Annotated in this window: 8 protein-coding genes; 1 reads left to right on the forward strand and 7 read right to left on the reverse strand. The window is 66.1% G+C overall.

Features of this window, described 5'->3' with window-relative positions; translation table 11 throughout:
- Positions 1 to 3 precede the first annotated feature (3 nt).
- The 7 genes from G4G71_RS09100 to G4G71_RS09130 all read right to left on the reverse strand — a co-directional run bounded on the left by G4G71_RS09100 (position 4) and on the right by G4G71_RS09130 (position 9,981).
- Positions 4 to 951: an ornithine cyclodeaminase family protein gene (locus G4G71_RS09100; RefSeq protein ID WP_169936966.1), complete on the reverse strand. Its 948-nt coding sequence runs from the start codon at positions 949 to 951 to the stop codon at positions 4 to 6.
- Between the two features lie 182 nt (positions 952 to 1,133).
- Entirely contained in the window at positions 1,134 to 3,092 is a 1,959-nt protein-coding gene (locus G4G71_RS09105; protein WP_169936967.1) for a methyl-accepting chemotaxis protein, read from the reverse strand.
- A 333-nt stretch (positions 3,093 to 3,425) separates the two neighbouring features.
- Positions 3,426 to 4,985, reverse strand: a complete 1,560-nt coding sequence (gene rhlB, locus G4G71_RS09110) for an ATP-dependent RNA helicase RhlB (RefSeq protein ID WP_169936969.1) — start codon at positions 4,983 to 4,985, stop codon at positions 3,426 to 3,428.
- 96 nt (positions 4,986 to 5,081) lie between these two features.
- Positions 5,082 to 6,239 (reverse strand): dipeptidase, encoded by a 1,158-nt coding sequence (locus tag G4G71_RS09115; RefSeq protein WP_169936971.1) that lies wholly within the window; start codon positions 6,237 to 6,239, stop codon positions 5,082 to 5,084.
- Between the two features lie 74 nt (positions 6,240 to 6,313).
- Positions 6,314 to 7,252: a GGDEF domain-containing protein gene (locus tag G4G71_RS09120; RefSeq protein WP_054909125.1), complete on the reverse strand. Its 939-nt coding sequence runs from the start codon at positions 7,250 to 7,252 to the stop codon at positions 6,314 to 6,316.
- Between the two features lie 151 nt (positions 7,253 to 7,403).
- Positions 7,404 to 9,296: an acyl-CoA synthetase gene (locus G4G71_RS09125; protein WP_169936973.1), complete on the reverse strand. Its 1,893-nt coding sequence runs from the start codon at positions 9,294 to 9,296 to the stop codon at positions 7,404 to 7,406.
- Positions 9,297 to 9,327: 31 nt separating this feature from the next.
- On the reverse strand, positions 9,328 to 9,981 hold the full coding sequence (locus G4G71_RS09130) for an alpha/beta hydrolase (RefSeq protein ID WP_169936975.1): 654 nt from the start codon (positions 9,979 to 9,981) through the stop codon (positions 9,328 to 9,330).
- A 513-nt stretch (positions 9,982 to 10,494) separates the two neighbouring features.
- On the opposite strand from G4G71_RS09130, the gene G4G71_RS09135 reads away from it, so the two are divergent.
- Complete coding sequence (locus G4G71_RS09135) at positions 10,495 to 11,523, forward strand: amino acid ABC transporter substrate-binding protein (RefSeq protein WP_169936977.1); 1,029 nt, start codon at positions 10,495 to 10,497, stop codon at positions 11,521 to 11,523.
- Positions 11,524 to 11,542 lie beyond the last annotated feature (19 nt).

The raw sequence follows: 11,542 nt of genomic DNA on the forward strand, positions 1-11,542 counted from the left end.
GGCTCAGGCGTTCTTCAGTTGCAGATGGTAGAGCGCATTGGCTAGGGCGACGTCTTCCAGGCCCAGGCCGATGGAGCGGAAGAACGCGTGGCGCTGGTAGTCCGGCTTGGCGGCCTGGGCGCTGACCAGTTCGGGCAGGTCGCCGCGAATATCACCGTCCCAGCCATGCTCGTCACGGGCCAGGCGCATCTCCCCGGCGGCGGCCGGGGTGGTGGCGCGGTAATCGCAGTACACGTCCATCTGTGACAGCGACTGCGGCGGGACTTCGTGGGCGCGGGCGACGTTGGTGCTGATGGAGGTGATCAGCGCGGGTTTGGTGAGGATCGCCGGGTTGAGCACCGGAGTGCCGGAGGAGGTGCACAGCAGCACCACGTCGGCGTCGCCCACGGCGGACTCGACACTGGTGGCCGGTTCGGCGCGGGAATCGATGGCACCGAACTGCGCCAGCACGCCGGCGTTCAGGTTTGGCGAGTAGACGCGGATGCTCTGCCAGTCGCGCAGGCCGGCGACGTAGCGCAGGTGTGCGCGGGCTACCGGGCCGCTGCCGACGATGGCCAGGCGCTTGGCGTCCGGGCGGGCCAGTTCCTGCACCGCCAGGGCGGTGGTGGCGGCGGTACGCGCGGTGGTCAGGCTGCCGGCGTCGCACAGCAGCAGCGGCTGGCCGCTCTCCATGGACATCAGCAGGCTCCACGCGGTGACCAGCGACTTGGGCTGGCGCACGATATACGGCGAGGTCTTCACGCCGTAGACCTTCTGCGAGGCCAGCACGCCCAGGTAGTTGATGAAGTCGCCGCCGCCATTGGGGAATTCCACCAGTTGCTGCGCGGGTTGCACGGCGCTGCCAGCGGCCAGTTCGACGAACATGTCACGCATTGCCTGGAGCACGTCGACCTGTTCCAGCAGGCGTTCGGCGTCAGCCTGGTTGAGGGTGAAAGGCGTGGCGGCGGACATGGCGAGGCTCCAGATATGGATTTATTTTTCCATTCTGGACTCTGCTGTCTTTGTCGGCAAGGGGACGTGGACGGATGGGGCTCTGGTAGGAGCGAGCTTGCTCGCGAACCGCACAACACCGGAACTTCCGGCGGAAAGTGGTTCGCGAGCAAGCTCGCTCCTACAAGGGAAGGCGCTCTGGTTTACAGCTTGAACTGCGCCACCAGCTCTTCCTGGCTGCCTGCCACGCGGCGCAGGTGCTCGCCGCAGTCGCGGGTGTGCGCGGCGGTCTTGCGGTTTTCCACGGTCATGTCGCTCAGGCGGTGCATGTGCTGGTTGACCTCCTGGGTCGTGGCGGCCTGCTGTTCGGCGGCGGCGGCGATCTGGAAGGCCATGGCGTGCACGCCCTGCAGGGACTCGTCCAGCGCGCCGAGGGCCTCGATCACGGCCTGGGTGTCGTGCTCCAGGGTGTGGGCCTGTTCGCTGGCGCCGCTCATGCTCGACTGCGCCTGGATGGAAGAGTCGCCCAGGCTGCCGACAATGGCAACGATCTCGTCGGTGGCGCTGCGGGTACGCTGGGCAAGGCTACGCACTTCGTCGGCGACCACGGCGAAACCGCGGCCCGCCTCGCCGGCGCGGGCGGCTTCGATGGCGGCGTTGAGCGCGAGCAGGTTGGTCTGCTCGGCGATGGAGCGAATCACGTCCAGCACCGAGCCGATCTGCTGGCTCTCGCCGGCCAGGGTCTGCACCACGCCGTCGGCCTGGCGCAGGCCGACGAGCAACTGGTCCTGGCGGCCGATCATGTGCTGCAGGGTGCCCTGCATGGCGACGAAGGCCTGGCGCGCGGCGGCGCTGCCGTCGGCACTGCGGCTGGCGCTGCCGGCGATTTCCTGCACGGTGGCGGCCATCTGGTCGACGGCACTGACCACCATTTCCAGCGCTTCCTGCTGCTGGTCGAGGTGGTTGCTGGTGCGCCCGGCGGCGTCGAGGATGTCGCCGCTGGCATCGCCCACGGCTTCGCTGGCCTGGCGCAGGCGCTCGACCACCTGGCGCCAGGCCGTGGTCATTTCGCGCAGTGCCTGCATCAGGCCACTGCTGGCGCTGGCATCGTCGCTCAGGCGTAACTCGCCGTTGGCCAGTCGCTGGGCCAGCGCGGCCATGTTCGCCGGTTCGCCGCCCAGCGGGCGCATCACACTGCGGCTGACCAGCCAGGTGCCGGCGGCCACGCCGACCAGGGTCAGCAGGCCGAGCACGAGGATCTGCCACATCAGCTTGCGCACCGGGGCGAAGGCCTGGGCCTGGTCCATCTCCGCCACCAGCGCCCAGTGCACCCCGTCGAGGTTCAGCGGGACGAAGGACTTCAGCGCTGGCTCGTTGCTCAGGCCGACCTCGGCGAGCCGCCCCTGTTCGCCGGCCAGGGCTTTGGCGATGGCCTCGCCGGGCAGGCGGGTGGGCGTCTCCTGGTCGCGGCGCACGTGGTGATCGGCGAAGCGCGCGGAGTCCGAGCGCAGGCTGCCGTCGCCGCCCACCAGATAGGTTTCCCCGGCTTCGCCCAGGCCCTGGCGGTTCTGCATCACTTCGTTGATAGCCGCCAGCGGCAGCTCCAGCACCAGCAGCAGTTGCAGCTTGCCGTTGTCCTTGATCGGCGCGGCCAGCCATTGCACCGGCTGCTGATCGTTGGGCGCCTGCTCCAGGTCGCTGATGCTGGCCTTGCCTCTGTCCAGCGCGGTGCGGATGAACTTGCCGAACGGGGTGTCGCGCCATTGCGGATCACCGATGTTCTGCTGGTAGTCGACGCCGCGGCCAAGGCTGAACACCACCTTGCCGTCGCCGGCCACCAGGCGCAGTTCGCGGTAGCCGAAGGTCTTGATGAAGTTCTCGAATACCGGGCGGTCGTAGTTGGCGGTGGTCACCAGGGACTCGCTGTCCAGCCCCGCGTAGTTGCTGCCCAGGTTGGTGGCGAGGCTGCTGAGCTGGTCGTTGCGGGCCTTCCAGGTGTCCATCAGCTGCCGCTGCTTGATGCTGGCGACCGCCTCCAGGGCGTTGAGGCTTTGTTCTTCGAGGGCTCGGCTGGCCTGGAGATAGACCACGATGGCCATCACCAGTACCGGGATCAGGCCGACCGAGAGGAAACTCAGAGCAAGTTTGGCGCGCAAGGGCATGGGAGGATTCCGACGAGTTCTTGGAATTGTTCTCGCGTGCTTTGCAAGAAGCGTGCGAATTTTTTTACGTCTGTAAATAAAACTGAGCAGAAATGGCCGGGGCGGGGCTGATTTCGTGACAGGGATGGCGCGGTGCCATTGTTTGCGGGGAATCCCGCACGGTCGTCCCAGCGGGTCCGGCGGGAAAAACGCGAGGCTCTGGCGCGGGGACCGGCGCTTATTTCCGCGGAGGAGAGGAGCAGGCGTCACCGGACGTAACGCCGGTGGAAACAAAAAAGGCGAAGCCGGGTGGCTTCGCCTTGTTTTGGAGCAGAAAGCTGGTGCAGCGGCGGATCAGTGCTTGCGCGGAACCGGCTTGAGCAGCTCGGTGGGCGGCATCTCGCAGTTGATCTTGCGGCCCAGCAGTTCCTCGATCGGCGGCAGGGCGAAGGCATCGTCCTCGCCGGCGAAGCTGATCGAGGTACCGGTGCTGCCGGCGCGGCCGGTACGGCCGATGCGGTGCACGTAGTCGTCCGGATCTTCGGGGAGGGTGAAGTTGATCACGTGGCTGATGCCGTCGACGTGGATGCCGCGGCCGGCGACGTCGGTGGCGACCAGGACGCGGATCTTGCCTTCGCGGAAGCCTTCCAGAACCTTGATGCGCTTGTGCTGCGGCACGTCGCCGGACATCTGGGCGGCGCTGATGCCGTCCTTGGTCAGGCGTTCCTCGATGCGGCGCACCTCATCCTTGCGGTTGGCGAAGACCATCACGCGGGTCCAGTCGTTCTGCGCGATGAGGTTGTACAGCAGCTTGTACTTGTCGCTACCGGCAACGGCATAGACGTGCTGCTCGACGGTATCGCTGGCGACGTTCTCCGGCTCGATCTCGACGATTGCCGGATCGACGGTCCACTGCTTGGCCAGGTTCATCACGTCGTCGGTGAAGGTGGCGGAGAACAGCAGGGTCTGGCGCTCGCCCTTGTACGGGGTCTGGCGGATGATCTGGCGGACCTGCGGGATGAAGCCCATGTCGAGCATGCGGTCGGCTTCGTCCAGCACCATCACTTCGACCATGTCCAGGTGCACCTCGCCGCGCTGGTTGAAGTCCAGCAGGCGACCGGGGGTGGCGACCAGGATGTCGCAGAAGCGCGATTCCAGGGTCCTGAGCTGCTTGTCGAAGTCCATGCCGCCGACGAAGCTCATCACGTTCAGGCCGGTGTACTTGGCCAGGCCGATGGCATCGTTGGCGATCTGCACCACCAGCTCGCGGGTCGGCGCGATGATCAGCGCACGCGGCTCGCCCATGTAGCGCTCTTTCGGCGGCGGGGTCTGCAGCAGCTGGGTGATGATCGAGATCAGGAACGCCGCGGTCTTGCCGGTGCCGGTCTGGGCGCGACCGATTGCGTCCTGGCCACGCAGGGTGAAGCCCAGCACCTGCGCCTGGATCGGCGTGCAGTAGGGGAAGCCCAGGTCATGGATGGCGTGCATCAGACGCGGGTCGAGGTTGAAGTCGTGGAAACGCGTCTTGCCTTCGGCCGGCTCCACCGCGAAGTCTTCCAGCTTCCAGTTGTCGACCACCGGCGGGCGCGGCTTGCGTTCGCGGCGCGGCTTGTCGGCCCGGGGCTCGCGGGGCTTGTCGGCGCCTTCGGTCTTTGCGGGCTCGGCCTTGGCTGCCTGGTCGCGTTTTTCGCCACGTTCACCTTTGTCGGAACGCTCGGCGCGGGGTTTGTCGCTCTTCGGGCCGCGGGCCGGTTTCTCGGCGGATTCGCCTTCCGGGCGCGGGGTGCGCGGTTTGCGCGGACGTCTTTCACCGCTCTGGGCGGGCTTTTCTGCGGCGGGAGCGGGGGCCGCTGGCGTGGCCACGGGTTGCTCGCCGTCGCCCTTGCTGAAGATTTTCTTGAGTGCTTTAAGCACGGCTGTCTCGTGTTGGTTAAGGAATGAACGGCCGCCAGTGTAATGCAAGATGCCCGCAGGGCGAAGTGCCACGGGCATCCAAGGGCTTGACTTGGCCTACGGAAGGTTCTCCAGCAGCAGCCGGCGCACGTTCCCGCCCATGATCGCGGCGATGTCCTGGTTGCTGAAACCGGCCTTCGCCAGGCCCTGGGTCAGCTGTGCCAGGCCGGTGGTGTCGAAGGGCGCGTTCACCGCACCGTCAAAATCGGAGCCCAGCGCGACGTGCTCGACGCCGACTTTATCGGCGGCGTAGCGCATGGCCTTGACGATGGCGTTCACGGACGTCTCGCAGACCGCGCCGTCCCAGTAGCCGATGCCGATCACCCCGCCGGTGTTGGCGATGCCGCGCAGGTGCGCGTCGGTCAGGTTGCGCGGGCCGGGACAGGTGCCGGCGACACCGGTGTGGGAGACGATCACCGGACGCTTGGCGATGGCCAGCAGGTCGTCGATCAGCGGACGCGAGGCATGGGCCAGGTCGATCAGCATCTTCTTTTCTTCCAGGCGCGGGACGACCTGGCGGCCGAACTCGGTCAGCCCGCCTTTCTTCAGGCCGTGGGCGGAGCCGCCGACCTCGTTATCGAAGAAGTGGGTCAGGCCCATGATGCGGAAACCCGCGTCGTACATGCGGTCGATGTTCTCCAGCTTGCCTTCCAGCGGGTGCAGGCCTTCGGTGGCGAGCACGCCGGCGAGGCGCTTCGGGTCCTTCTGCCAGGCGGCGAGGTAGCGGGTCAGGTCGTCGCGGCTGCGGATCAGGGTGAGCTTGCCCTGGCTGTCGGCGGCGGCCTTGTCGAGGAGTTCGCCCTGATACAGGGCGCGCTCGAGCAGGCTGTTCCAGGTGCGCGCCGGCCAGCGCTGGGCGATGACCAGCGGGGTGATGTTGTCGCTGTCGGCGCTGTTGCTCTCGTAGTTCAGGCCGCGTGGGGTCTTGGTGACGGTGGAGAACACCTGCAGGCCGACATGGCCTTCGAGCAGGCGCGGCACGTCGGTGTGGCCGTGGTCGTGGCGGTCGAGCAGGTTGCGGTCCCAGAGCAGGGCGTCGTCGTGCAGGTCGGCGACGAACAGCGTCTGGTGCAGCGCCTGGGCCTCGGACGAGGCGGGGTAGGGCGGCGGGCTGGCCACGGTGTTCATCTCCCGGTCCATATAGCCCGGCAGGTTGAAGAAGATCCCCAGGCCAACGGCCAGCAGGATGAGCAGGACGATCAGCAGTTTGCGCATGTCAGCTTCCCAGCTTTGTTGTTATTGGTGTTTTCGCTGGGGGAATCTAACAGACGGGCCAGTGCGGTGGGAGATCAGCCGCAGAGGCAGTTGCGGCCTTTCTGCTTGGCCTGGTAGAGGGCACCGTCGGCGCGCAGGATCAGGCTCGGCAGGTTTTCCTGGATGTCCATCTCGGCCAGGCCCAGGGAGACGGTGACGCCGGGCAGTACGCCCACCGGCGAATAGAAGGAGGCGACCTGTTCCAGGCTCTGGCGCAGGCGGTTGCCGATACGCCTGGCTTCGTCGATGGCGATTTCCGGCAGCAGGATGACGAACTCCTCGCCGCCATAGCGGGCCATGCTGTCCTTGGGCCGCAGCTGGCTGCGCAGGGTGTGGGCGACCAGGCAGAGGGCATAGTCGCCGGCCAGGTGGCCGTGCTCGTCGTTGTAGTTCTTGAAGTGGTCGACATCGAGCATGAGCATGCACATGGGCTGTTCGTTGAACGCGCAGCGCGTGCTCTCGCGGTCGTAGATGTGCTCCAGCCAGCGGCGATTGAACAGCCCGGTGAGGGTATCGATATTGGCGTTCTGCTCGGTGTCGAGAATGATCCGGTTGCCCTCGCGGACCCGTTCGCAAAGTACCGAGAGCAGGTTCTGCATCACCTGCGGGGAGTGCTCGAACAGGCCGATCAACGCCTCGCGGTGCAGGCGCAGCACGGTGGTCGGTTCGCTGGCGACGACGTAGGCGGAGGGATGGTCGCTGTCGATGAAGCTGATCTCGCCGGCGCAGTCGCCCGGATGCAGGGTGCTGACCGGCTGGTTGTCGAGCGAACCCAGGTACACCGTCAGGTGCCCGGTGAGGACCATATAAAGGAAGTGGTTGCGGTTGAATGGCGACAGCAGGATTTCCCCACGCTCCAGTTCACAGGCGCGGAAATCCTTGAGCAGCTGCTCCAGATTGGCCGCGGCCACGTTCTGGAACAGGCGCAGGTGCTGGAGTTGGCGAATGTCCTCTTTCCACTGCGCGGCTTTCATGACGCAGCGGAAGTCGGATGACGACTGATGATGTGCACGACTGACTCTCCCTGTAGTCCTCTTCGCACATTGAGCCATCAGTATTAGTCAGATTTGACTACTGGCAATTCGCAGCCAGACCCGGCCGACCGGCGGTCGGCCGGGTGTTTCATCAGCTTTCCAGCCACTCCACGTGCACCGCGTAACCACCCAGTCGCTCGGCCAGTGCGGCGCGCGAGTCTAGGTCGAGGGCGCCGACGAACAAGCGAGCTTTCTGACCCAGGCGGTCATCGGCGACCACCTCGATGCGCGGTGCCGGGGCGAGGTGGCGGGTCTCGTCCTCGAACACGCGACGAATGGCATCCAGGCGCAGGGCGGGCTTGAAGGTCTTGCCGACCGCGGTGACGGGAATGGCGTCCAGCAGCCAGACATCCTTGGGCACCGCTGCACGCTCGGGCACGTGCTGGGCGGCGTGCGCCAGCAGTTCCGCCTCGCTCACCTGCGCGCCGGGCTTGAGCTGGATATACACCACCGGTAGCTCGCCGGCCCTCAGGCACGGTTTGCCGACGGCGGCGGCCATGGCCACGGCGGGATGGCGGTGCAGGGCTTCCTCGATCATCTGCGGGTCGATGTTGTGCCCGCCGCGGATGATCAGGTCCTTGCTGCGCCCGGTGAGCCAGATGTAGCCGTCGGCGTCGATGCGGCCCAGGTCGCCGGTGTTGAACCAGTCGCCGTCGACCCAGATGTCCTTGTTCTTGCTGGCCTGCAGGTAGCCCTTGAAGACGGTCGGCCCACGCAGGCAGATATTGCCGATCTCGTCTACTTCGGCGTCGCGCAGGTAGTGGCCATCGCCGTCGAGGATCACCGACTTCAGTTCGCAGTAGGGCAGGCGCAGGCCGATGGAACCGGGGCGTCGCTCGCCGCCGCGCGGGTTGCAGCTGGTGCCACAGGTGCCTTCGGTCATGCCGTAGCCTTCGATGATCTTCAGGCCCGTCTTCGCCTCGAACTGGCGGATCAGTTCCACCGGCATGGGCGCCGCGCCGCAGAGGGCGAAGCGCAGGCTGGAGAGGTCGCGCCCTTCACTGGGCACTTGCAGCAGGGCCGCATAGATGGTCGGCACGCCGCTGAAGCTGGTGACCTTGTAGCGTTCCACCAGCTTCCAGAAATCCTGGATCAGCGTCGGGTTGCGATAGCCCTGCGGGCCGGCCAGCAGGACATGGCCGCCGCGCATGAAGGGCGCGAGCCCGCTGACCATCACTCCGTTGACGTGGAACAGCGGCAGGCCGCAGAGCAGTACGTCGTGGCCGTCGTAGTCGGAGTTCAGGCCCATGATCTCGGCCATCGCCACTTCGTTGAAATGGCTGTGCGGCGCGAGCTTGGGGGTGCCGGTGGTGCCACCGGTGTGGAAGTAGGAGGCGACCTCGTCGGGGCCGATGACCCGGCCGCTTTCCAGGTGGTCGTCGGGGCACTGGGCGAGCAGCTCGTCGAAGTCCAGCACTCCGTCGGGCAGCGCACCGCGCTGGGCCTTGATCGCCGAGCGCTGCGGCTCCGGCAGCAGGTTGGCGAGGTCGACGGTGACGATGGCGCTGAGTTCGGGCAGGTGGTCGCGCAGCGCTGCCACTTTGTCCCAGAGATCGGTGCCGGGGAAGGGGGCCAGGGTGACCAGTACACGGGAATCGGCGGCACGCACGAGCTCGGCGATGTGCCCCGGATCGAGCAGCGGGTTGATCGCGTTGACGATCCCCGCCGCTTCTCCGCCCCAGATCACGTAATGGGTCTGCGGCAGGTTGGGCAGCAGGAACGACACCGAGGTGCCCGGCCGCACGCCCAGGCGATGGAAGGCGTTGGCCGCCTGGGTGACGCGGGAGAACAGTTCGGCGTAGCTGACCTGGATCGGCTCCTCGGCCGCCGAACCCTGCAGCAGGAAGCTCAGGGCGGTGGACGGGCCGAACTGCTGCGCCGAGCGGCGCAGCAGTTCGTAGGTGTTCGGCGGCAGGTCGCGGTCCTGCAGCGGGACCTGTTCCAGGGCTTGGACGTCACGCAGGCTGCTGATCGGGGCGTTCATGCTTCTTCTTGTTCTCCGCAGGGTCAGGGGATCACAGGCGCTCCCGCAGCCAGGCGCCGATATCGCCGAGTTCCTCGTTGCTCACTTCATGGCTCATCGGGTAGGTGCGCCACTGGGCGGGCACCTCGTTGGCCTGCAGGAAGTCATAAGCGGCGCGGCCCATGGCAGGCAGCACCACGTCATCGAAAGTGCCATGCAGGCAGAGCGCCGACAGTTGTCTTTTTGTAGCCGGCAGGCTTATGCCTTCGCTGAATGTCGGGCCATAGGTGGAGAGCGCCATGACCCCGCCCAGTTCGCCGTCCCAGCGCAGGTAGCCGGTGTGCAGCACCACGGCGCCGCCCTGGGAAAATCCGGCGAGGATGATGCGTTTTGGCGCGATGCCCTGGTCGATCTGCGCCTTGATCAGCGCGATGACGCTGTCGGCCGAGGCCTCCAGCTGCGCTTCGTCGATGGCGCGCGCCGGGGCCATGGCGAGGATGTCGTACCAGCTGGGCGCGGGCATGCCGTTGAACACGGTGACCGGGCGGGTCGGCGCCTGGGGCAGGATGAAGCGCGTCGAGGTGAAGCTGCGCTGCAGCATCTGTGCTACCGGTTCGAAGTCGTAACGGTCGGCGCCCAGGCCGTGCAACCAAATGACGCAGGAGTCGGCGTTTTGGGCGGGTTCGAGGATCAGGGGCTGGGTCATGGAGGCTCCAGGATGGGGCAGGCGCTCTAGGATGGGGCGCTGCGTTCGGAATAGGGTGGAGAGGCGATGCAAGAAGATGTCGCATGGCCATAACTTGTGGGACTTGACTGCGCGAATTCGCAGGAACGTTCCTAGGCTGGTACGCCCCTTGCTATCACTGTTTCCAGGCTGTGCGGCCCCACTTCCGGTAACACTCTACCGACCCCATCCGGAAAGCTGTACCGGAAGTGGCGCCACCAAAGCCTTGGGCTGCTTCAGGGCCCGTCGTGCCGGCTGCGGTCAACAGTCGGTGCGGCGGGCCTTCGCCTTCACGCAATGATCCCTTGATGACCCGTTCCAGCGCGCAAGACCTGCGCGCTCGAAGGTGTGTTCGCGGCTTGCCGAAGGAAATTTCGCAAGCCGTCTAGACTCACCTTCAGGTCTCCATCCCGTTTGTTGTCTTGCTGGTGCCTCACGAGGGTACGGCGGTGGAACCGGGACTCCAAAACACTAAAAAAGCAACGGAGAAGATCGATGAAGATGGTGAAATCCACCCTGGCAGTGCTGACCACCGCCGCCGTGTTCGGCATCAGCGGCCTCGCGCATGCCGGCGCCACCCTGGATGCTGTGAAGAAGAAAGGCTATGTGCAGTGCGGTATCAGTGACGGTCTTCCCGGCTTCTCGTATGCCGACGCCAAGGGCCAGTACAAGGGCATCGACGTGGACGTCTGCCGCGCCGTGGCAGCGGCCGTGTTCGGCGACTCGACCAAGGTCAAGTACAGCCCGCTGACCGCCAAGGAGCGCTTCACCGCGCTGCAGTCCGGCGAGATCGACATCCTCTCGCGCAACACCACCTGGACCAGCTCCCGCGACAGCGCCATGGGCCTGAACTTCGTCGGCGTGACCTACTACGACGGCCAGGGCTTCCTGGTGAACAAGAAGCTCGGCGTCTCCAGCGCCAAGGAGCTCGACGGCGCCACCGTGTGCATCCAGGCCGGTACCACCACCGAGCTCAACCTGTCCGACTACTTCCGCTCCAACAACCTCAAGTACACCCCCATCACCTACGACACCTCCGACGAGAGCGCCAAGTCGCTGGAGTCCGGCCGCTGTGACGTGCTGACCTCCGACCAGTCGCAGCTCTACGCCCAGCGCATCAAGCTGGCGGCGCCGGACGACTACGTGGTGCTGCCCGAAGTGATCTCCAAGGAGCCCCTCGGCCCGGCCGTGCGCCAGGGTGACGAGGAGTGGTTCGACATCGCCCGCTGGACGCTCTTCGCGATGCTCAACGCCGAGGAACTGGGCATCAACTCGAAGAACGTCGAGGAACAGGCCAAGAGCACCAAGAACCCGGACGTCGCGCGTCTGCTCGGCGCCGAGGGTGACTATGGCAAGGACCTCAAGCTGCCCAAGGACTGGGCGGTACAGATCGTCAAGCAAGTGGGTAACTACGGCGAGATCTTCGACCGCAACGTCGGCGACGGCAGCGAGCTGAAGATCAAGCGTGGCCTCAATGCCCTGTGGAACAAGGGTGGTCTGCAGTACTCGCCGCCGGTGCGCTGACCTGACCTGCGCCGGCGCC

Origin of the sequence: Pseudomonas multiresinivorans, assembly GCF_012971725.1 — a bacterium.
In the GTDB taxonomy this organism is placed as follows: domain Bacteria; phylum Pseudomonadota; class Gammaproteobacteria; order Pseudomonadales; family Pseudomonadaceae; genus Pseudomonas; species Pseudomonas multiresinivorans.

Coding starts and splice junctions, on each gene's coding strand:
- G4G71_RS09130 (WP_169936975.1), bottom strand. CDS start 9,981: ATGACCCAGCCCCTGATCCTCGAACCCGCCCAAAACGCCGACTCCTGC.
- G4G71_RS09120 (WP_054909125.1), bottom strand. CDS start 7,252: ATGAAAGCCGCGCAGTGGAAAGAGGACATTCGCCAACTCCAGCACCTG.
- G4G71_RS09105 (WP_169936967.1), bottom strand. CDS start 3,092: ATGCCCTTGCGCGCCAAACTTGCTCTGAGTTTCCTCTCGGTCGGCCTG.
- G4G71_RS09125 (WP_169936973.1), bottom strand. CDS start 9,296: ATGAACGCCCCGATCAGCAGCCTGCGTGACGTCCAAGCCCTGGAACAG.
- G4G71_RS09135 (WP_169936977.1), top strand. CDS start 10,495: ATGAAGATGGTGAAATCCACCCTGGCAGTGCTGACCACCGCCGCCGTG.
- G4G71_RS09115 (WP_169936971.1), bottom strand. CDS start 6,239: ATGCGCAAACTGCTGATCGTCCTGCTCATCCTGCTGGCCGTTGGCCTG.
- G4G71_RS09100 (WP_169936966.1), bottom strand. CDS start 951: ATGTCCGCCGCCACGCCTTTCACCCTCAACCAGGCTGACGCCGAACGC.